Below are 21,246 nucleotides of genomic sequence, written 5' to 3' on the forward strand. Positions count from 1 at the left end.
ATTTTTTCGGGGACAACGGGCTGACCTGCCGCGCGACCACAGCGGGGGACGAGGTACTCGGCGGCACAAAACAGTGAACGCTTGCGTCCACTGTCGGGGAGTCACTAACGTGGAAGCGACAGTGAACGCGATCGTTCACTAAGCCGTTCGTGGGGGACACATGGTGACAACCTCTTCTCTGCTCCAAGACCAGAAGCCGGGAGCGGCCCGCCGGGAGGGGCGCCCCGGCATCGCGCTCACCATCATCGCGGCCTGCCAGCTCATGGTGGTACTCGACGCGACGATTGTGAACATCGCCCTCCCGCACATTCAAGAAGCACTCAAGTTCAGCACCACCGACCTCACCTGGGTCGTCAGCGCCTACACGCTCACCTTCGGCGGCCTGCTCCTGCTGGGCGGCCGAGCCGGTGACATCCTGGGCCGGCGCCGGGTCTTCATGACCGGCATCCTGCTGTTCACCTTCGCGTCGCTGCTCGGCGGCTTCGCCCAGGAACCCTGGCAGCTGCTGGCGGCGCGCGTCCTGCAGGGTGTGGGTGGCGCGATCGCGTCGCCCACGTCCCTCGCCCTCATCACCACCACCTTCCCCGAGGGGCCGGAACGCAACCGGGCCTTCGGCGTCTTCGCGGCCGTGTCCGCGGGCGGCGGCGCCATAGGTCTGCTGGCGGGCGGCATGCTCACCGAGTGGCTCGACTGGCGCTGGGTGCTCTTCGTCAACGTGCCCATCGGTGTCCTGATCGCCGTGCTCACGCCGCTGTACATCAACGAGTCCGAGCGGCACTCCGGCCGCTTCGACATCGCCGGGGCAGTGACCTCGACGGCGGGCATGGCGTCCCTCGTCTACGGCTTCATCCGCGCCGCGGACGAGGGCTGGCGGGACACCCTGACCATCGGATCCTTCGCGGCCGCGGTGGTCCTGCTGCTGGCCTTCGTCTTCACCGAGAGGCGGGCCAAGGAGCCGATCACCCCGCTGAGGATGTTCGCCGACCGCAACCGCTCCGGCACCTACGTGATCATGCTGAGCCTGGCCGCGGCGATGTTCGGCATGTTCTTCTACATCGTGCTGTTCGTCCAGAACGTGCTGGGCTACAGCCCCATCCAGGCCGGCCTGGCCTTCCTGCCGGTCACGGTGGTGATCGCGCTCGGCGCGGGTCTGTCCCAGCGGTTCCTGCCCGTGTTCGGCCCGAAGCCGTTCATGCTCGCGGGCTCGGCGCTGGCCGCGATCGGGCTCGGATGGCAGGCCCTCATCAGCTCCCACAGCTCCTACGTCGGCGGGGTCCTCGGGCCGATGCTCATCTTCGGCCTCGGCATGGGGCTGAACTTCGTGACGCTGACGCTGACCGCGGTCTCCGGGGTCGCCCAGCACGAAGCGGGCGCGGCGTCCGGGCTGCTCAACGCGATGCAGCAGGTGGGCGGATCGATCGGCCTCGCCATCCTGACGACGGTGTTCGGCACGGCCAGCAAGAACGAGGCCGAGAAGCAGGTGCCGGACTTCCTCACCAACGGCTCGCCGGAGCAGCAGGCGGAGTTCGCCCGGACGCATCAGCTGCCCGCGCCCTGGGGGCACGACGTGCTGGCCCAGGGCATTTCCGCGGCCTTCATGCCGGCTGCCGCCATGGCCGTACTCGCCCTGGCCACGGCCTGGCTGGTGATCCGGGTGCGCAAGAGCGACCTGGAGGCCCTGTCCGGCTCGGCCGGGCCGGGAGTGGGCTGACGACGCGCCACCACGGGCCGGCCGGGGACCGTCGACGGGCGACACGCACGCCTCTCGACGCTCACCCCGCCGGCTCGCGGTCGGCGGGGCGATCGGCCGGACGAGCAGCAACAAGGCAAGCAGCAACGCGCCGGTCTGTGCCAACGGCATCCCCACACCCCCCAACCCCTCGTGGCCCTCCGGACTCCGTCCGGACCCACGCCTCACACAGCGGATGCCACAACAACGAACGCGCGGTCACCGAGAGTTCCCACCGGGCACGGAGAGTTTCGACCCGCATGCGCCGACACCGCCCGGACGCCGCGCGGACCCGCTAGACCGTCGCCGCCATCCACGCCGGAAGCGCCTCGACACGCCCCGCCCACTCGGCAGGCGGCGCCCCCTCCCTCGTGGAAGCGATCACCCCGCCCACGATGGCGCAGGTCGTGTCCACGTCCCCGCCGACCTGTGCGGTCGTCCAGAAAGCGTGCTCGTAGTCCCCGAGAGAGCGCGCGGCGGACCAGAGGGCGAATGGAACGGTGTCGTGGGCGGTCGTACGCCTGCCGCAGCCCAGTACGGCCGCGACCGTGGTCGCGTCGCCGTAGTCGAGCATGTCCCGGGCACGTCGCAGCCCGGCGCCGACCGCGCTCCTGGGGACCAGCGCGATCACCCCGTCGAGCAGCGCGTGCGGCGCGGGCGGGCCGTCGGGGTCGGCTGCCAGGGCGGCGGCCGCGGCGACCGCCATGGCGCCGACCACCGCCTCCCGGTGCTGATGGGTGGGGTACGCGGAGATCTCCGCCTGGTGGGTGGCCTGCTCCGGGTCGTCCGCGTACCAGGCGCCCAGCGGCGCGATGCGCATCGCGGCACCGTTGCCCCAGGACCCCTGGCCGTTGAACAGCGCGGCGGCGAGCTCGCGCCAGTCGCCACCCTCCCGGACCAGGCGCAGCAGCCGGTTGACCGCGGGACCATAGCCGCGGTCGAAGTCGTGGTGGTGGGCGAAGGAGTGTGCCAGCGCGTCCTGGTCGATGCGGTGATGGGCGGCCAGGACGGAGACCACGGAACAGGCCATTTCCGTGTCGTCGGTCCACTGCCAGGTCCCGGGAGGCAACTCCCTGCGCATCAGCAACGGGTAGTTCGCGGGCACGAAGAACTGCGAGCCCAGCGCGTCCCCCACCGACAGTCCGCGCAGGCTGGACAGGGCCCGGGCCAGGCGCCCGTCAGGAGGTGAATGAGCGGTCATCGCCCTGCCACTCTATCCGGTGATCCCGTACGGTTCCGGATCTCGCCAGCGTTCGAAGGGCCGGTCAAGGGTGTACTTGCCGTCCTCACCGAGAACGAGCATCCGCACCTCGCCGTTCCCGGGGTTCGACAGCGACTCGAATTCCGCGACCGTCCAGTGGAACCACCGCATGCAGAACAGCCGCATGGCCAGACCGTGGGTCACCAGGAGCACGTTCGGTGGATGGTCGGGGTCCTCGAAACTGCGGAACAGGCTCTCCAGGAACCCGCCGACCCGGTCGTACACGTCGGCACCGGACTCGCCCTGGGCGAAGCGGTAGAAGAAGTGACCGTAGGCGTCCCGGTAGGCCTTCTGCAGGCGCACGTCGTCACGGTCCTGCCAGTTGCCCCAGTCCTGCTCACGCAGCCGGGGCTCCTCCCGTATCCGTATGAGCCCGGGATCGAGGTGGAAGGCCCGGAGTGTCTCGTGCGTCCGGCGGTACGGCGAGACGTACACACTGACCCGCTCGCGCCCGAACACCTCGCGCAGCCCCTTGCCCGTACTCTCCGCCTGCGCCCGGCCCTGCTCGGTGAGGCCCAGCGCGTGGTCCGGTTCGCGCTCGTACACGGTGTCATCGACGTTGCCCGTCGACTCGCCGTGCCGGACAAGAACGATGCGCCGTGGTCGTGCCATGTCAGAACCCTAGATCGAGACCCGCGAAACCATGCACTCGGACGAGCCCCATACGGCGTACATCACACGATTTCCGCACCTCGGCACCGGGCGAGCCGGGCCGGAACTCAAACGGTCCACGAGGGTTCCAGTTGCACGATGTCGCCCGTCAGCGCCGCGACGTCGGCCTCCGTCTGGGCGCGCAGCGCGAGCCGCTCCACCCGCTCGGTGCGGTACTTGCCGTGCTCGGCGGCCGACCGCCACATGGACAGCACCAGGTACTCGTTCCCCGGCGCCTCGCCGAACAGCCCGCGGACCATACCGGGCGAACCGGCCATCGCGGGGTTCCAGACCTTCTCCTGCATGAGGACGTAGTGCTCGGCCCGCTCTTCATGGACACGGCAGAGCGCCACCCGCAGCAGATCGGCGTCCGTGAAACGCGGCTCGAACCCGGTCTTCACGTCGAACCGGTAGTCGAAGAGCCTGACCTGGGCGTCCTTGAAGGTACCCGCCTGGGCCGAGGCGAGCCGGTCGTGGGAACGGGCCATGAAGGAGTCGTAGAAGGCGCGGCTCTCCCAGAAGGCGAAGACGTGCGCCACGTCCGGTCGCCCGCGGCTCCAGCCACCCCCCTGCCCCCGAAAACCCGGCTCCCCCGGAAGCCCCGCCCACTTTCGCTGCCCCCGCTCGAACCCGCGGCGGTCCACCACGGTGCAGCGAATCCACTTGACCAGCACCGCGCCATGGTAAGGCCAGGGAACGTGGCACCGGTCACTCTCGGGCCGACCGCTTTCCCGCGACCGCCTCCGCGCGCGTGGCAGGATGGACAACCGGCCGTCACCGCTCGGCAGTTCAGGTGGCCGAGCAGGGCGGGGGACCTGGGAAGGGGAAGTCTGTGAACGGCCTCAGCAAGGGAATTCGAAAGGTCGAGGTCGCGCTGCGGTGGGACCCTAGTCCGGCGGGCGAGCCGCCCGCCGACCTGGACATCGTCGCCGGGACCTACCCGGCGGGCGATCCGTACGGCGCTCCCTCCTACGTGGTGCACTTCGACAGCCGCTCCCCCGACGGCACCATCTATCTGAACCGGGACAGCCGGGACGGCAAGGGCTTCGGCTTCGACGAGGTCATGACGCTGGAGCTGGAGCGGCTCGACGCACGGTACGCGCGCGTGGTGGTGGGCGTCGCGATCCAGCAGCGCTCCGACGGGCGGACCTTCGGCGGCGTGGCCAACCCGGGCCTGCGCATCCGGGAGGGCTACACCGACCTGGCCGCGGACGACTTCGGTGGTGTGCCGGGCGCGGCGGCGGCTACGGTCGCGGAGTTCGTCCGCGACGAGACGGGGGCGTGGGAGTTCCGTGGCGGTGTCCACGGCTTCGACGGCGACCCGGCCACGTTCGCCGCCACCATGGGCTCGGCCCGCCGGCCCTGACGGCACGCCGGTGCATGGGTTTTGACCATGACCCCGTGCATGACCCCGTGCATGGGTCCGGTGCGAAGGTCCGGTCCATGAGTAAGGGGCGTCCGCAGTAGCGGACGCCCCTTACTCAACCCTTGCTCAACCTATTCGACCACGTGTCAGCTGCAACCGCTGGTCGAGCCGCAGCCTTCGCAGATGTAGCAGGAACCGGCCCGCTGCATCTTCGTGCCGCAGGAGAAGCACAGCGGGGCGTCGGCCTGGATGCCCAACTGCATCTCCACCAGTTCGGCACTGGTGTGCGCCTGCTGCGGAGCGGGCTTGGCCGCCTCGACCTCGGCCTTCGGCGTGACGACGGCCTTCAGCTCCTGGGTGCGCGGCGCCGACTGGGCCAGGCCCTCGACGTCGAGCTCGTCGTCGGACGGCTCGTACGAACCCGTCTCCAGGTGACGCTGGCGCTCGTCGGCGGAGTGGATGCCGAGCGCGGAGCGCGTCTCGAAGGGCAGGAAGTCCAGCGCCAGGCGGCGGAAGATGTAGTCGACGATCGACTGCGCCATCCGCACGTCCGGGTCGTCCGTCATACCGGCCGGCTCGAAGCGCATGTTGGTGAACTTCGAGACGTACGTCTCCAGCGGCACCCCGTACTGAAGGCCGACGGAGACCGCGATGGAGAAGGCGTCCATCATGCCCGCGAGGGTCGAACCCTGCTTGGACATCTTCAGGAAGACCTCGCCGAGACCGTCGTCCGGGTAGGAGTTGGCGGTCATGTAGCCCTCGGCGCCGCCGACCGTGAAGGACGTGGTGATACCGGGACGACCCTTCGGGAGGCGCTTGCGGACCGGGCGGTACTCGACGACCTTCTCGACCGTCTCACGGATGGTGGCCTCCGCCTTCTCCGTGACGGCGTCCGTTGCGGACTTCTGCTTGGTCTTGGCGGAGAGGGGCTGGCCGACCTTGCAGTTGTCGCGGTAGATGGCGAGCGCCTTGACGCCCATCTTCCACGCCTCGAAGTAGACCTCCTCGACGTCCTCGACGGTCGCCGACTCCGGCAGGTTCACCGTCTTGGAGAGGGCGCCGGAGATCCACGGCTGGATCGCGGCCATCATGCGGACGTGGCCCATCGCAGAGATGGAGCGCTCACCCATGGCGCAGTCGAACACCTCGTAGTGCTCGTGCTTGAGGCCCGGGGCGTCGATCACATTGCCGTGCTCGGCGATGTGGGCGACGATCGCCTCGATCTGCTCCTCCTGGTAGCCCAGGCGGCGCAGGGCCTGCGGGACGGTGCCGTTGACGATCTGCATCGAGCCGCCGCCGACCAGCTTCTTGAACTTGACCAGGGCGAGGTCGGGCTCGAGGCCGGTGGTGTCGCAGGACATCGCCAGACCGATGGTGCCGGTCGGGGCGATGACGGAGGCCTGGGAGTTACGGAAACCGTTCTTCTCGCCGAGGCGCAGCACGTCCTGCCAGGCCTCGGTCGCGGCCGCCCAGATCGGCGTGTCCAGGTCGTCCATGCGGACGGCCTTGGCGTTCTCGTCGGAGTGCTGCTTCATGACCCGCAGGTGTGGCTGCGCGTTGCGGGCGTAGCCGTCGTACGGGCCGACGATCGCGGCGAGCTCGGCGGAGCGCTTGTACGACGTGCCGGTCATCAGGGAGGTGATGGCGCCGGCCAGGGCGCGGCCGCCGTCGGAGTCGTACGCGTGGCCGGTCGCCATCAGCAGGGCGCCCAGGTTGGCGTAGCCGATGCCGAGCTGGCGGAAGGCGCGGGTGTTCTCACCGATCTTCTGGGTCGGGAAGTCCGCGAAGCAGATGGAGATGTCCATCGCGGTGATGACGAGTTCGACGACCTTCGCGAAGCGCTCGACATCGAAGGACTGGTGGCCCTTGCCGTCGTCCTTCAGGAACTTCATCAGGTTCAGCGAGGCCAGGTTGCAGGACGTGTTGTCCAGGTGCATGTACTCGCTGCAGGGGTTCGAGCCGTTGATACGGCCGGACTCCGGGCAGGTGTGCCAGTGGTTGATGGTGTCGTCGTACTGGATGCCCGGGTCGGCACAGGCCCAGGCGGCCTCGGCCATCTTGCGGAAGAGCGCCTTGGCGTCGACCTCCTCGATGACCTCGCCGGTCATGCGGGACGTCAGGCCGAACTTGCCGCCGTCCTGGACGGCCTTCATGAACGTGTCGTTCACGCGGACCGAGTTGTTGGCGTTCTGGTACTGGACGGACGTGATGTCGTCGCCGCCCAGGTCCATGTCGAAGCCCGCGTCGCGCAGGGCGCGGATCTTCTCCTCTTCCTTGACCTTGGTCTCGATGAAGTCCTCGATGTCGGGGTGGTCGACGTCGAGGATGACCATCTTGGCGGCGCGGCGGGTGGCGCCACCGGACTTGATCGTGCCGGCGGAGGCGTCGGCACCGCGCATGAAGGAGACCGGGCCGGAGGCGTTGCCGCCGGAGGAGAGCAGCTCCTTGGAGGAGCGGATCCGGGAGAGGTTCAGGCCGGCGCCCGAACCGCCCTTGAAGATCATGCCCTCTTCCTTGTACCAGTCGAGGATCGACTCCATGGAGTCGTCGACGGACAGGATGAAGCAGGCGGAGACCTGCTGCGGCTGGGGTGTGCCGACGTTGAACCAGACGGGGCTGTTGAAGCTGAAGATCTGGTGCAGGAGGGCGTAGGCGAGCTCGTGCTCGAAGATCTCGGCGTCGGCGGGCGAGGCGAAGTAGTTGTGCTCCTCGCCGGCCTTCCGGTACGTCTTCACGATGCGGTCGATCAGCTGCTTGAGGCCGGTCTCACGCTGCGGGGTGCCCACGGCCCCGCGGAAGTACTTGCTGGTGACGATGTTGACCGCGTTCACCGACCAGAAGTCGGGGAACTCGACGCCACGCTGCTCGAAGTTGATCGAGCCGTCGCGCCAGTTGGTCATGACGACGTCACGACGCTCCCAGGCCACCTCGTCGTAGGGGTGGATCCCGGGGGTGGTGTGGACGCGCTCGACACGGAGTCCCTTGCCCGCCTTGCTGCCCTTGGCGCGGGAACTCCGTGCCGGACCGCTCGCCGTCTCTGTCATGCCGCCTCCCTGTACGGGCGAAAACGCCCTGAAGTGCCCCGCTTGTTCCCGTGGCACGGTGTTCTGTCTGGTGTTGCGGGCATCTCTCGCTCCGCCCGCAACAGGTCTTTTTCTCGCCGCCGTCCCGGCCGGGCCCCGGCGCCGAGGTCCGGGTCCGGCCCGCCGGTCAGTCGGCGGCGCCTGCGGGCTCGGGGACCGATGCCGTCCCCGTGGCCCCGCGGCCGTCTTCCTGGCTCCCCGCGTCGGCCTCGCCGCCTCCGCCGGGATGCCCCGTCGCCTCCCTGAGCTCCGCGATCGCGGCCTCGAAGTCCTCGAGCGAGTCGAACGCCCGGTAGACGGAGGCGAATCGCAGATAGGCGACGAGGTCGAGTTCCTGCAGCGGGCCGAGTATGGCCAGCCCCACGTCATGGGTGGTCAGCTCGGCACTTCCGGTGGCCCGCACCGCTTCCTCGACCCGCTGGCCGAGCTGGGCGAGCGCATCCTCGGTGACGGGCCGGCCCTGGCAGGCCTTGCGTACACCGTTGATGATCTTGGTGCGGCTGAACGGTTCGGTGACCCCGGACCGCTTCACCACCATGAGCGAGCACGTCTCCACGGTCGTGAAACGACGGGAGCAGTCAGGGCACTGGCGGCGCCTGCGGATCGACGTGCCGTCGTCGGTCGTACGGCTGTCGACGACCCGGCTGTCGGGGTGCCTGCAGAAGGGGCAGTGCATGAACTCCCAACCCTCCTCACAGCAGACTCAATAGCCTCAGGAGGCCCTTCAGGCCCCTCGAAGCAGCCCCCAGCATAGGCGATCGCGGCGGGCTCCAAGACCCGGGGGACCACAACTTGTGGGCTGCCACCGCAATCCAACCACTAGATGTGGTGATTGACTCACACCTTCACGCCCCGCACGCGTGTCGCAGCCGTACGTACAGGCCCCGGCCGTGGCCGCGCGGCGCCCGCGCCACAAGCGGCACAGGGTCCACGGCGACACGGCGGACGAGCGCACACGACCGCGCCCCTCCGAAGCATGCGGAGAAACGGTGGGCGCCCCGGGGAGGGCGCGTGGGACTACCGCACAGATGGGGGAACCGGTCCCGCCGGACGGAATGCCGGATGGCAGACTGGAGCGACATCCCGAGGCCGCCGCCGCGGCGGTGAACAGTACAACAATCGGCTCTTTTGTCCGCCGGGCGCCGCGGTAGCCATACACCCAGACATGCAATCCGGGTCGATAATCCGCGATTTTTCACTCGAACGTGTGTTTGGCGCAACCTTTCGAAAGCTACTACCGTTGTGCAGCAGGGAGACCATCGAGAGGGGCCGACGTGACCACCACCGCCGACAGTGCCACCATCACTGCCCAGGACCGCCCCCAGGGCCGACCTGAGCCGGTGCACGCCATGAGCGACGCCACGAATCCAGACGGGCAAAAGCGCTCCTTGCCGGGCCGACCTCCCGGCATCCGGGCTGACAGCTCCGGGCTCACCGACCGACAGCGGCGGGTCATCGAGGTCATCCGGGACTCCGTGCAGCGGCGCGGATACCCGCCGTCGATGCGCGAGATCGGCCAGGCCGTCGGCCTCTCCAGCACCTCGTCGGTGGCGCACCAGCTGATGGCGCTGGAGCGCAAGGGCTTCCTGCGCCGCGACCCGCACCGCCCGCGCGCCTACGAGGTGCGCGGCTCGGACCAGGCCGCTTCCGTGCAGCCCACGGACACCGCCGGCAAGCCGGCCGCGTCGTACGTCCCGCTCGTCGGGCGCATCGCCGCCGGTGGCCCGATCCTCGCCGAGGAGTCCGTCGAGGACGTCTTCCCCCTGCCCCGGCAGCTGGTCGGTGACGGCGAGCTGTTCGTGCTGAAGGTCGTCGGTGACTCGATGATCGAGGCGGCCATCTGCGACGGCGACTGGGTCACGGTCCGCCGCCAGCCCGTCGCCGAGAACGGCGACATCGTGGCCGCGATGCTCGACGGCGAGGCCACCGTCAAGCGCTTCAAGCGCGAGGACGGCCACGTCTGGCTCCTTCCGCACAACGCGGCGTACGAGCCGATCCCCGGTGACGACGCGACCATCCTCGGCAAGGTGGTGGCCGTACTGCGCCGCGTCTGAGCGCCACGGCGGGCGGGTGCGCCACGACAGCGCCCCGCCGACCCGACCGGGCCCCGGAACCTCTGCGCCGGTTCCGGGGCCCCGCGCTGTGCGGAACCCCGGGGGCGACAAGAGTGCGAGCGGGGCCCTCGCCGCGCAGAGGCCCCCGCGCTCAGTCGCCTTCCGTCTGCCGCGCCACCGCGTCGATCGCGGCGAGCGACTTGCGGACCTGGTTGCGGTCCGTGGTGAACCAGAAGTCGGGCAGTGACGCCTTCAGATAGCTCCCGTACCGGGCCGTCGCCAGCCGCTGGTCCAGTACGGCGACCACGCCGCGGTCGCCCGACGCCCGTACGAGACGGCCGGCACCCTGGGCCATCAGCAGCGCGGCGTGCGTGGCGGCGACCGCCATGAAGCCGTTGCCGCCGGCCTCCTCCACCGCCTTCTGGCGTGCGCTCATCAAGGGGTCGTCGGGGCGCGGGAACGGGATCTTGTCCATGACGACCAGCTGACAGCTCGGCCCGGGGACGTCGACGCCCTGCCACAGCGACAGCGTGCCGAAGAGGCAGGTCTTCGGGTCGGCGGCGAAGTTCTTGATCAGCTCGCCGAGCGTCTCCTCGCCCTGGAGGAGGATCGGATACTCCGGGATGCGGGAGCGCAGCTCCTCGGCGGCCAGCTGGGCCGCACGCATCGAGGAGAACAGCCCCAGCGTGCGGCCGCCCGCCGCCTGGATCAGTTCCGTGAGCTCGTCGAGCATGTCGCCGCGGTCGCCGTCACGGGCGGGGCGCGCCAGGTGCTTGGCGACGTAGAGAATGCCCTGCTTGCGGTAGTCGAAGGGCGAGCCGACGTCGACGCCCTTCCACTGGGGCACGTCGTCGCCCTCGGTGCCCTCGGGGGCGAGGCCCAGCGAGGCGCCGACGCCGTTGAAGTCGCCGCCCAGCTTCAGGGTCGCGGAGGTCAGGACGACCGAGCGGTCGGTGAAGAGCTTCTCGCGCAGCAGGCCCGAGACGTTCATGGGGGCGACGCGCAGGGAGGCGCCGCTGGGTCGATACGCGGCTCCGCCGCGGGGCTCGTGCCGCTCGTACCAGACGACGTCCCATTCGGAGCCGTTCGTGATCCGCTCCGCCACGTCGTGCACGGACTCGACGGAGGCCAGCGCCTGCTTGCGGACGGCGTCCTCGTCCTGCACGGACTTGTCGCGGGTCGTGCCGATCGCCGAGATGACCGTACGGCACGCGTCGCGCAGCGCCATCAGGGCGTACCCGAGGTCCTCCGGGATCTCCTCCAGGCGGCCCGGCAGCGCCAGCTCCATCAGCCGCTCGAAGCCCTCCGCGGCGGTCTGGAGCTGGTCCGCGGCCTTCTCGTTGACCAGCTTCGCGGCCCGCCGCACCGCCCGGTTGACCTGGCCGGGGGTGAGCTCGCCGGTGGCCACCCCGGTGACCCGGGAGACCAGCTCGTGCGCCTCGTCGACGATCAGCACCTCGTGCTGCGGCAGCACGGGGGCGCCCTCGATGGCGTCGATCGCGAGCAGCGCGTGGTTGGTGACGACCACCTCGGAGAGCTTGGCGCGCTCGCGGGCCATCTCGGCGAAGCACTCGGCGCCGTAGGCGCACTTCGTGGCGCCCAGGCACTCCCGGGAGGACACCGAGACCTGCGACCAGGCCCGGTCGGAGACCCCGGGCGTGAGGTCGTCGCGGTCGCCGGTCTCGGTCTCGTCCGCCCAGTCACGCATCCGCAGCAGGTCCTGGCCCAGCTTGCTGGTGGGGGCGGCGGCCTCGAACTGGTCGAACAGGCCCTCCTCCTCGTCCTGCGGAACGCCCTCGTGGAGGCGGTGCAGGCACAGGTAGTTCGACCTGCCCTTGAGCATCGCGAACTCCGGACGGCGGCGCAGCTGCGGATGGAGCGCGTCGACCGTGCGCGGCAGGTCGCGCTCCACGAGCTGGCGCTGCAGGGCCAGGGTCGCGGTGGCCACGACGACCCGCTCCCCGTGGGCCAGCGCGGGCACGAGGTAGCCCAGCGACTTGCCGGTACCGGTGCCGGCCTGGACCAGCAGATGGGAGCCGCCGTCGATCGCTTCCTCGACGGCTTCGGCCATGGCCACCTGGCCGGGACGCTCCGTGCCGCCGACGGCGGTGACGGCGGCGTGCAGGAGTTCGGGGAGAGAGGGCTTCGTCATAGCGCGACCACCCTACGGCCCGGGACTGACAAGCGGGTACGCACGACGGGCGCGAGGGGCGGCAGAGGCGACCGGAGCGGCATCAGGAGGGGCGGAGGGGACAGCCGGGGCAAGGGAGGCTCCTGAGGGGCGGGCCGACGGGTGGGTGAGCGGGACGGCGCGGCGCTACGGCACCTCGTGCGAGGACCGCTCGCGGACCATGAGGGCGGCTCGCTTGGCGGGGAGCGAGACCTCGGCGACGCACCGGAACCCGGCGCCGAGAAAGGCGGCGACGGACGGCGTGTTGCGGACGTCGGGTTCGGCGAGGACCCGCGTGCAGGCGGGCCGCCCGGCGAACACGAGGTCGGTGACGGCCCTGACCAACGTGGTTCCGAGACCCTGTCCACGGTCGGCGGCATCGCCGATCAGGACGTGGATTCCGGTGTCGTGCGGCCGGAGGGGACAGTACCGGGCCAGCGGGTCGAGGTCGGCGCGGTAGATCTCCCAGTAGCTCATCGGCACGCCCTCCAGGACGCCCATGCACGGGACACTGCGTCCGTCGCCGGTCAGCTGGGCCCGTACGTGGTCCTCGGTCACGCTCTGCGGGCCGGTCAGCCCCCAGAACGCGGCGACGGCGGGGTCGTTCATCCAGCGGCCGATGAGCGGAACGTCCCGTTCGGCATCGACGGGCACCAGGCGGAACACGCCCGCGAGGGTGACGGCCGGTCCCCAGTCGGCGACGCGGTCGAGCAGGTCGTCGCCGGGCCGCGACCTCCCTGTCCCGGCGGCGTTCCCGTCCTTCCCGAAGAGGGCGACGAACTCGTCGGGCAGGTGCAGGTCCAGGGTGTCGTCGGCGCTCGCATCGGTGGAAGTCACGGTGTCGCTCTTTCGGAAGACGGAGAGGGAATCGGGAGGGGGACCGGTGGTCGCCGCCGGACGGGCGGGTCGGCGGCGGGCTCAGGCGTGCAGCGGATTGGTGATGCTGACGTAGACGGACTGGGCGTCCACCGGGCCGACGAGTTCGTCGAGGCCGTGCAGCCGGGTCAGCAGGTTGGCCTTGCAGCGCAGTACCGGCGACTCGAGGAGGTGCGCGGGCAGCGGACTGCTCAGCGGGGCGGGGCCAGAGGCGAGATCGCGGAGGAATCGGCGGAAGGCCGCGAGCAGCAGCCGTTCGTCGCCGAGGTGCTGGGAGCCGAAGGCGCCGATGAGGCCGAGCACGTTGTTGATGGCCAGGTAGTAGGCGAAGCGCTCGTCGGCGACCTCGTCGGAGACGAACGTGTCGCTGTGCTCGCCGATGCCGGGCAGCCGGGCCTCCAGTTCCGCGCGACGGGACTCACGGAAGTAGTAGCCCTGGTTGTCGCGGTAGCGGCCGCCGGCCGGCCAGCCGTGGGCGTCCAGCAGGAGCAGCGTGTTCTGCTGGTGTGCCTCCAGGGCGATCCCGGCGTGGGCATCCAGCCACAGGACGGGACGTACGACGTGGTGGAGGTACCGCAGGAACCACTCGACGGCGACGGCTCGGCGCGGCCGGCCGGTCCGAGCGGCGAGTCGGGTGACGACCTCGGCCAGCCGGGAGGGGGCGGAGGCGGAAGCGGCGTGCCAGCCCGGCCCGCCCGCCCACGCGTGCGGCCGCGGCGCGACGAGGCCGGCGACGCAGGAGACGTCGTCCGCGGGCCGGAACGGGTTGTGCCGGATGACCACGTCGAGCCCGCGTACGGGCCTGCCGTCCGGTCCGTCGACGGCGAGCCAGGCCGGGTCGCGGACGATGTCGAAGTGCGGGTGGGCGGCCTGCCACTGGCGGGACAGGACGCCGCGCAGCAGACGGTGGACCTCGACTCCGCGGTGGAGTTCCTTGCGGAGGTTCTCCCGGCGGGAGTTGGTGATGTGCAGGGAAAGCGAGAGTTTGAGCATGGCGGGGGCGCCGGTTCGGTGGACGGTCCGGAGGGAGGAGGTGGCGTGCCAGTGGACGCCCTGGACACCGAGGTCCCGGAGCAGTCCCGCGTCCAGCAGGGCCGCCGTCCGTGGCCGGTGCCGTACCGCGCGGAACTGCCAGGGGTGCAGGGGAAGCACCGCGTATCCGTCCGGCGGCGTCGGCCCGTCCCCGGCGAGGCGCGCGGTGAGCCGGGACGCGTCGACCGGGCGGCCGTGCTCGGTCCAGGCCGAGTCCGTGGCGAGTACACCGGGGGCGACGGCCACCCAGTGCAGGGGGAAGGAGCCGCGCAGTTCGGGTGAGTACAGCCGCGCCTCCGCCTCGGTGAGGCCTTCGCGGCTCTTCGGGGTGGGGTGCAGCGGATGCCCCAGGAGGAGTGCCTGCTCGGCGGCGAGGAAGAGGTCGGGAGTGCCGGAGGGAGCGGAGCCGCCGGGTGTGCCGGAGCCGCCGGAGGGGCGCTTCCGGGGCTCCGGGCGCTCCCTGTCGTCCCTGTCATCCCTGCGGTCGCGGAGGAAGACGGCGGTACGGCGGACGGAGTCGGCGACCCGCGCGACGAGGTCGGCACCGTCGGGCCCCGGGACGCCGTACGCCTCCCGGGCGAGCAGCGCGGACACCGTGACCGCGTCCGCGGGCGGCGCCGAGGCGGGGGCGTCGGCCAGGCGCGGGAGGCCGAAGCGGTGCAGGCCCGTCGGGGACCAGTAGTGGACGGGGACGGCCAGGGACGTCCCGCTGGCCGGTAGCGGCACCTGGAGGACACCGTTGTCGGGGGCGGGTGCGTCGGTCTCACGGGCCCAGCAGCGGATCAGGTTCTCCACGGCCGCGGCCTGGGCCGCGCCGTACGGGTCGGCGGGACGGTCCACAAAGTCGGCGGGCGCGGGAACGGGAACGGCTGCGGACGCCGGTACGGGCCGGGGCACGCATTCGGCGTCGGCGAGGCGTGTCGATGCGAGGGCGGGTACCGGTGCGGGGGTGGTGTGCAAAGTGATTCCTTGTGACGTGCGATGGCCTGGTGCGGGTCTCAACGCGGCGCGCGTTCCCCGTGCGGTGGGGCATGGCCGCCGCGGCCTCGGTCCGCCCCCTCCACCGCCGCCACCGCGTCGGCGAGTCGGTCCAGGACCGCCGCCATCTGCTCCTCGGTGACGATCAGCGGCGGCAGGAGCCGTACGACGTTCGCGGACGGGCCGACGACGTCCACGATCAACCCTCGGCACAGGCACGCCCGCTGCACGGCGGCGGCGAGTTCGGCGGCGGTGCGGGACGCGCGGCCGGGGCGGTTACCGTCGGTGGCGGGGGCGCGCGCGCCGTCCGGCGCGGCCATCTCGACGCCGATCAACAGGCCCCGTCCCCGCACGTCACCGACGCACCGGAACTCCTCGGCCAGGGCGCGCAGTCGGGTCAGTACCCGGGCCCCGAGTGCGGCGGCGTGATCGGCGAGGCGGTGCTCGCGGACGTGGGCGAGGGTCGCCGCGCCCGCGGCCAGGGCGAGTTGGTTGCCGCGGAAGGTGCCGGAATCGGACTGCCCCACGTGCAGATCATCGCGGTGCACCACCGCGGCCAGCGGCAGACTGCCACCGATCGCCTTGGACAGGACCAGCACGTCGGGGGTGACTCCGCTGTGTTCGACCGCCCACAACGCACCGGTCCACCCGCCGCCCGTCTCGGTCTCGTCGGCGATCAGCGGGACGGACCGTTCGGCCGTGATGCGGCGCATGCGCCGCATCCAGGTGTCCGGCGCGGGGAGCACGCCGCCCTCGCTCTGGACCGGTTCGAGGATCATCCCGGCGGGCAGCGCCTCCCCCGTTCGGCGGTCGTCGAGGACGGACTCGGCCCAGTGACCGGCGAGTTCGGCCCCGTGCTCGCCCCCGACGCCGAACGGGCAGTGCGGGTCCTGCGGGTACGGCAGGCGCGCGAGCCGTGTGCCGCAGGCGTCGCCCGGACCCGCACACGCCTCGGCGGTCGCACGGTGGTGGACGTCGGTGAAGGCGACCACCCGGGTCCGACCGGTGGCGGCACGGACCAGGCCTGCGGCGGTGGCGAGCGGGTCCGTCCCGGTGGGTCCGCAGAAGCGCACCCGCGCATGGCCGGCGAGGCCGGGCGGCAGGGTGCGCAGCAACTCGGTGACGAAGGCGTCCTCGACGGGGGTGGTGAGGTCCATGACCTGCAAGGGGGCACCCGAGTCGAGCACTGCGCGGATCGCCCCCAGTACGACCGGGTGGTTGTGCCCCAGGGCCAGTGTCCCCCCGCCCGAGACGCAGTCCAGGTAGCGGCGGCCGTCGGCGGCCTCGATGGTGAGACCCCGGGCCCGGACCGGCACGACCGGCAGGGCGCGCGCGTAGGTGCGGGCCGTGGTTTCGCGCGCCGGCTGGCGCCTCGGGGTGCCTTCCCGCACGGCACTCGCCCGCGCGGACACCTCGCCCACGGGCCTCTTCTCCGCGGTCGGTCCGACGCTCCCGTCCTCGGACGCAAACCCCCCGCACGCGGTTTCCGTCACGGCTTCGACCTCCCGCTGTCCAGAGGCGCCCGACGTCCCGGGTCGCCCTCGGCACGGGGGACCACACCCGGACGGCAGGCCCCCCACCGCTACCAACCGCGCACCGGTCACCGGGTTACGGCTTGACCTGGAGATCGTTCGCCGGGACGGAGTGGTCGTCGTCGCCCCGTCCCCGACCGCGGCGCGGCTCTCCGGGCTCTCCGGGTCGTTCGGGGCCGCCCGAGTGCGGTGTGCCAGGTCAGACGGCTGTATCCGAACCGTTGCCGTTCCATCGGAACTCCCCCACAGCGAACGAATAGTGTGTGGTGCCGTCGCAGGACGCCGTGAGCTCCGAATGAGCCGGGAACCGATCCGGGACCGGCGGTGGGGCACGGCCGCGACACCACGTTCGTTCACAGCAGGGGGAGTCAGCACCATGCGATCCATACGGCCGTCGTTCACCATGCGCGGGCACAGGCACGGGCGGCGCAGAACCTCCGCCGTACCCGTCGCCGTGGCGCTCGTCTCGGCGCTCGCGCTCACCGCCACCGCCTGCGAGTCGGGCGACGCCGAGGCCGGCGGTGACGCCTCCGCGTCAGCCTCGGACGGCGGCAACGGCGAGATCCGGATCCCGGACCACATCAAGGACAAGCTCAAGGAACACGGGATCGACGTCGACCAGTGGAAGAACGGCGCCTGGAAGAACTGGAACAAGGACAAGTGGCTGCGTGAGGCGCAGGACTTCGTCAACCCGATCATCGAGGACCTGTGGGACCCGGACCGGATGCGCGACGCCCAGGAGCCCGACCAGGAGGTAGACGACAGCGACCTCTCCGGTGACCAGGGCGTCACCGACCCGGAGCCGCAGCCGGTGCAGGCGCAGGCCGTGCCGCCCAAGTACCACGACAGCGCGGCCACCGCGGGCAAGCTGCTCTTCGACTCCCCCGAGGGTTCGATGGTCTGCTCGGCGACCGTCGTGAAGGACCCGGCCAACCCCGGCAAGTCCAACCTGGTGTGGACCGCCGGCCACTGCGTGCACGCCGGCAAGAAGGGCGGCTGGTACCGCAACATCGCCTTCGTGCCGTCGTACAACGACGCCGGCGAATCGACGGCGGAGCTGCAGGACGCCACCAAGGAAGAGGTCGCTCCCTACGGTGTGTGGTGGGGCGACTGGGCGCAGACCTCGGACCAGTGGATCGAGCAGGGCGGCGCGACGGGCGGCGACGGCGCCTCGTACGACTACGCCGTCATCCATGTGACGCCGGAGAAGGGCAGCGACGGCAAGTCGCTGGAGGAGACGGTCGGCTCGGCGCTGCCGGTGGACTTCAAAGCGCCCGCCGTGCCGCAGGTCAAGAGCATGAAGGCGATCGGCTACCCGGCCGCGCCGCCGTACGACGGGCAGAAGCTCTACCAGTGCGAGGACAAGCCCGGGCGGCTGTCGCTCAACGCCTCCGACCCGACGATGTACCGCATCGGCTGCTCCATGACCGGTGGTTCGTCCGGCGGCGGCTGGATCGCCGCGGGCTCCGACGGCAAGCCGGCACTGGTGTCCAACACCTCGATCGGCCCGGTGACGGCCGGCTGGCTGGCGGGTCCGCGGCTGGGCGAGGAGGCCAAGGGCGTGTTCGACGCGGTGAGCGACAAGTTCGCCGGCCAGTGACCGCTCGCTGAGCACCGCACTCGACTCGGAGGCCGGTGGGGCGCGTCGGGCGGACGATGCCCGCGCTCCCCACCCCGACATTCGTATGTTCACGTTCTCAACGGGGGTCAGCGCACCATGCGTTCCATATTCACGCCCGTCCTGCCACGGCGCCGTCGGCGCACCGCACTCGCCGCCGGCGGCCTCGTCGCCGCCCTGGCGCTCACTGCGACCGCCTGCGGCGGATCGGAGAAGGACGAGGCCGACACCAAGCCCAGCGGCGGCACCTCTCAGGCCGCCGACACCGGCGGCGACGGCAAGGCGGGGCTCCCGGCCGGTCTTGCGGACCGGCTCAAGGAGCACGGCATCGACGTCGACCAGTGGAAGGACGGGGGCTGGAAGAACTGGGACAAGGACAAGTGGCTCAGTGAGGCCAAGGACTTCGTCAACCCGGTGATCGAGGGCCTGTGGAAGCCGGACCGGATGAAGTCCGCGAAGGAGGCCGACAAGACCGTCACGACCAAGGACGCCGCCGCCGACCGGGGCGTCAGCGACCCGGAGCCGGCGCCCGTCGAGGCCGTGGCGGAGAAGACGCCGTACCACGAGAACGCCGCCCCGGTCGGCAAGGTCTTCTTCGACTCCCCCGAGGGCTCGATGGTCTGCTCCGGCACCGTCGTCAAGGACGTGAACCACCCGGGCAAGTCCAACCTGGTGTGGACGGCGGGCCACTGCGTGCACGCCGGCGGCAGCGGCGGCTGGTACCGCAACATCGCGTTCGTACCGTCGTACAACGACCTCGGCAAGTCCGAGGTGGAACTGGCCGACGCGACGACCACCGAGATGGCGCCGTACGGCACCTGGTGGGCCGACTGGGCGTCGACGTCGAACCAGTGGATCCAGGGTGGTTCGGACAGCGGCGGCGACGGGGCCGCCCATGACTACTCCCTGCTGCACGTGAAGCCGGAGCAGGGCGGCAAGTCCCTCGAGGAGACGGTGGGCGCGGCGCTGGAGGTGGACTTCTCCGCCCCGTCCGCCTCGGAGGCCGGCAGCATGGGAGCCTGGGGCTACCCGGCCGCTCCGCCCTACAACGGCCTGAAGATGTTCAAGTGCGTCGACCGGCCCGGCCGGTTGTCGCTGAGCCCGTCGCTGCCGACGATGTACCGCATCGGCTGCACCATGACCGGCGGTTCGTCCGGCGGCGGCTGGTTCCGGGTGGTGGACGGTGAGACCAGGCTGGTCTCGAACACCTCGATCGGCCCGCTCGACAACACCTGGCTGGCGGGCCCGCAGCTGGGCCCGGAGGCCGAGGCGATGTACCAGGACATGAGCAGGACGTACGGCGGTCAGTGACACGCACAGACCGAGGGCCCGCCCCCTGCCGAGCAGGGGGCGGGCCCTCGGTCTCTGCTGTGCGGCCTCAGGCGAGCGGTGCCGGGACGTACGGCGTGAGCTCCGCCGCCAGTTCCTCGTGCACCCGCACCTTGAGCAGGGTGCCCTCCGGGGTGTGCTCCTCGGAGATCACCTCGCCCTCGTCGTGGGCACGGGCGACCAGCTTTCCGTGGGTGTACGGCACGAGCGCCTCGATCTCGACCGACGGGCGCGGCAGCTCGTCGTCGATCAGGGCGAGCAGCTGGTCGATGTTCCGACCGGTGCGCGCCGAGACCGCGATGGACCGCTTCTCGACCCGCAGCAGCCGCTGGAGCACCAGCGGGTCGGCCATGTCGGCCTTGTTGATAACGACGATCTCGGGTACGTCGGTGGCGCCGACGTCCCTGATCACCTCGCGCACGGCGGCCAGCTGCTCCTCCGGAGCCGGGTGCGAACCGTCCACGACGTGCAGGATCAGGTCGGAGTCGCCGACCTCCTCCATCGTGGAGCGGAACGCCTCGACCAGGTGGTGCGGCAGGTGCCGGACGAAGCCGACGGTGTCCGCCAGGGTGTACAGACGACCACTCGGTGTCTCGGCGCGGCGCACGGTCGGGTCCAGGGTGGCGAACAGCGCGTTCTCCACCAGCACGCCCGCGCCCGTGAGACGGTTGAGCAGCGAGGACTTGCCGGCGTTGGTGTAGCCCGCGATGGCGACGGACGGCACCTTGTTGCGCCTGCGCTCCTGGCGCTTGATCTCGCGGCCGGTCTTCATCTCCGCGATCTCACGGCGCATCTTCGCCATCTTCTCGCGGATCCGGCGCCGGTCAGTCTCGATCTTGGTCTCACCGGGACCACGGGTGGCGAGACCGCCGCCCTTGCCGCCGCCCATCTGCCGGGACAGCGACTGACCCCAGCCGCGCAGCCTCGGCAGCATGTACTGCATCTGCGCGAGCGCGACCTGCGCCTTGCCCTCTCGGGACTTGGCGTGCTGGGCGAAGATGTCCAGGATCAGGGCCGTACGGTCGATGACCTTGACCTTGACGACGTCCTCGAGGTGGATCAGCTGGCCGGGGCTGAGCTCACCGTCGCAGATGACGGTGTCCGCGCCCGTGTCGAGGACGACGTCCCGCAGCTCCTGGGCCTTGCCGGAGCCGATGTAGGTGGCGGCGTCGGGCTTGTCGCGGCGCTGGATCACGCCGTCGAGCACGAGCGCGCCCGCGGTCTCCGCGAGGGCGGCAAGCTCCGCGAGGGAGTTCTCCGCGTCCTGCACGGTGCCCGAGGTCCAGACGCCGACGAGGACGACCCGCTCCAGACGGAGCTGCCGGTACTCGACCTCGGTGACGTCCTCGAGCTCGGTGGAGAGACCCGCCACCCGGCGCAGAGCCGCGCGGTCGGAGCGGTCGAACTGCTCGCCGTCCCACTCCGAGTCGATGTCGTGGCTCCAGGCGACGTCCTCTTCCATCAGGGCATCGGCCCGAAGGCCCTCGGGGTAGGTCTGCGCGAGACGCTTGGTGTCCTGGGAGGGGGAAGAAGAGGAGGTCATTGGATCCTTACGTAGCTGGGAAAC

The 21,246-nt window shown here is 70.9% G+C and carries 15 protein-coding genes; 5 read left to right on the forward strand and 10 right to left on the reverse strand.

What is annotated here, in order from left to right; all coding sequences use genetic code 11:
* The first annotated feature begins 163 nt into the window (after positions 1-163).
* Positions 164-1,711: an MFS transporter gene (locus RM812_RS19290; protein WP_311574046.1), complete on the forward strand. Its 1,548-nt coding sequence runs from the start codon at positions 164-166 to the stop codon at positions 1,709-1,711.
* A 313-nt stretch (positions 1,712-2,024) separates the two neighbouring features.
* On the opposite strand, the gene RM812_RS19295 is transcribed toward RM812_RS19290, so the two are convergent.
* The 3 genes from RM812_RS19295 to RM812_RS19305 form a co-directional block, all read right to left on the reverse strand.
* Complete coding sequence (locus tag RM812_RS19295; protein WP_311574048.1) at positions 2,025-2,930, reverse strand: ADP-ribosylglycohydrolase family protein; 906 nt, start codon at positions 2,928-2,930, stop codon at positions 2,025-2,027.
* 12 nt (positions 2,931-2,942) lie between these two features.
* Positions 2,943-3,602, reverse strand: coding sequence for a histidine phosphatase family protein (locus RM812_RS19300; protein ID WP_311574050.1), 660 nt, complete (start codon positions 3,600-3,602; stop codon positions 2,943-2,945).
* A gap of 107 nt (positions 3,603-3,709) precedes the next feature.
* A complete protein-coding gene (locus RM812_RS19305) occupies positions 3,710-4,315 on the reverse strand; it encodes a YdbC family protein (RefSeq protein WP_311574052.1) in 606 nt (201 codons plus the stop codon).
* A 158-nt stretch (positions 4,316-4,473) separates the two neighbouring features.
* Here RM812_RS19305 and RM812_RS19310 point away from each other — a divergent pair, with 158 nt between their 5' ends.
* Positions 4,474-5,007, forward strand: a complete 534-nt coding sequence (locus tag RM812_RS19310) for a TerD family protein (RefSeq protein WP_311574054.1) — start codon at positions 4,474-4,476, stop codon at positions 5,005-5,007.
* 146 nt (positions 5,008-5,153) lie between these two features.
* Here RM812_RS19310 and RM812_RS19315 read toward each other — a convergent pair whose 3' ends face one another.
* Both RM812_RS19315 and nrdR read right to left on the reverse strand, forming a co-directional pair.
* Entirely contained in the window at positions 5,154-8,051 is a 2,898-nt protein-coding gene (locus RM812_RS19315) for a vitamin B12-dependent ribonucleotide reductase (protein WP_311574057.1), read from the reverse strand.
* Positions 8,052-8,217: 166 nt separating this feature from the next.
* Positions 8,218-8,766 (reverse strand): transcriptional regulator NrdR, encoded by a 549-nt coding sequence (gene nrdR / locus RM812_RS19320; RefSeq protein ID WP_311574062.1) that lies wholly within the window; start codon positions 8,764-8,766, stop codon positions 8,218-8,220.
* 598 nt (positions 8,767-9,364) lie between these two features.
* On the opposite strand from nrdR, the gene lexA reads away from it, so the two are divergent.
* A complete protein-coding gene (gene lexA / locus RM812_RS19325) occupies positions 9,365-10,144 on the forward strand; it encodes a transcriptional repressor LexA (RefSeq protein ID WP_311574064.1) in 780 nt (259 codons plus the stop codon).
* A gap of 151 nt (positions 10,145-10,295) precedes the next feature.
* Here the strand turns inward: lexA and RM812_RS19330 are convergent, their stop codons facing one another.
* From RM812_RS19330 to RM812_RS19345, 4 genes are all read right to left on the reverse strand, one after another.
* The gene (locus tag RM812_RS19330) at positions 10,296-12,296 is read right to left on the reverse strand and encodes an ATP-dependent DNA helicase (RefSeq protein WP_311574066.1); all 2,001 of its coding nucleotides are present in this window, start codon (positions 12,294-12,296) and stop codon (positions 10,296-10,298) included.
* 165 nt (positions 12,297-12,461) lie between these two features.
* Positions 12,462-13,151: a GNAT family N-acetyltransferase gene (locus RM812_RS19335; RefSeq protein WP_311574068.1), complete on the reverse strand. Its 690-nt coding sequence runs from the start codon at positions 13,149-13,151 to the stop codon at positions 12,462-12,464.
* An 81-nt stretch (positions 13,152-13,232) separates the two neighbouring features.
* Positions 13,233-15,182, reverse strand: coding sequence for an IucA/IucC family protein (locus RM812_RS19340; protein WP_394816484.1), 1,950 nt, complete (start codon positions 15,180-15,182; stop codon positions 13,233-13,235).
* 38 nt (positions 15,183-15,220) lie between these two features.
* Entirely contained in the window at positions 15,221-16,621 is a 1,401-nt protein-coding gene (locus RM812_RS19345; RefSeq protein ID WP_311574070.1) for an aminotransferase class III-fold pyridoxal phosphate-dependent enzyme, read from the reverse strand.
* Between the two features lie 487 nt (positions 16,622-17,108).
* On the opposite strand from RM812_RS19345, the gene RM812_RS19350 reads away from it, so the two are divergent.
* The gene (locus RM812_RS19350) at positions 17,109-18,332 is read left to right on the forward strand and encodes a trypsin-like serine peptidase (protein WP_311574072.1); all 1,224 of its coding nucleotides are present in this window, start codon (positions 17,109-17,111) and stop codon (positions 18,330-18,332) included.
* Positions 18,333-18,449: 117 nt separating this feature from the next.
* Positions 18,450-19,661 carry a trypsin-like serine peptidase gene (locus RM812_RS19355; RefSeq protein ID WP_311574074.1) on the forward strand — a complete coding sequence of 404 codons (1,212 nt, stop codon included), beginning with the start codon at positions 18,450-18,452 and terminating at the stop codon, positions 19,659-19,661.
* Positions 19,662-19,728: 67 nt separating this feature from the next.
* Here the strand turns inward: RM812_RS19355 and hflX are convergent, their stop codons facing one another.
* Positions 19,729-21,222, reverse strand: coding sequence for a GTPase HflX (gene hflX / locus RM812_RS19360; RefSeq protein WP_311574076.1), 1,494 nt, complete (start codon positions 21,220-21,222; stop codon positions 19,729-19,731).
* Positions 21,223-21,246: the final 24 nt, after the last annotated feature.

The organism is Streptomyces lancefieldiae (assembly GCF_031845825.1).
Lineage (GTDB): Bacteria > Actinomycetota > Actinomycetes > Streptomycetales > Streptomycetaceae > Streptomyces > Streptomyces lancefieldiae.

Excerpts from the sequence above, each read along its gene's own strand:
- RM812_RS19295 (WP_311574048.1), bottom strand. The coding sequence starts at position 2,930 with ATGACCGCTCATTCACCTCCTGACGGGCGCCTGGCCCGGGCCCTGTCC.
- nrdR (WP_311574062.1), bottom strand. The coding sequence starts at position 8,766 with ATGCACTGCCCCTTCTGCAGGCACCCCGACAGCCGGGTCGTCGACAGC.
- RM812_RS19350 (WP_311574072.1), top strand. The coding sequence starts at position 17,109 with ATGCGATCCATACGGCCGTCGTTCACCATGCGCGGGCACAGGCACGGG.
- RM812_RS19355 (WP_311574074.1), top strand. The coding sequence starts at position 18,450 with ATGCGTTCCATATTCACGCCCGTCCTGCCACGGCGCCGTCGGCGCACC.
- RM812_RS19300 (WP_311574050.1), bottom strand. The coding sequence starts at position 3,602 with ATGGCACGACCACGGCGCATCGTTCTTGTCCGGCACGGCGAGTCGACG.
- RM812_RS19330 (WP_311574066.1), bottom strand. The coding sequence starts at position 12,296 with ATGACGAAGCCCTCTCTCCCCGAACTCCTGCACGCCGCCGTCACCGCC.
- hflX (WP_311574076.1), bottom strand. The coding sequence starts at position 21,222 with ATGACCTCCTCTTCTTCCCCCTCCCAGGACACCAAGCGTCTCGCGCAG.
- RM812_RS19315 (WP_311574057.1), bottom strand. The coding sequence starts at position 8,051 with ATGACAGAGACGGCGAGCGGTCCGGCACGGAGTTCCCGCGCCAAGGGC.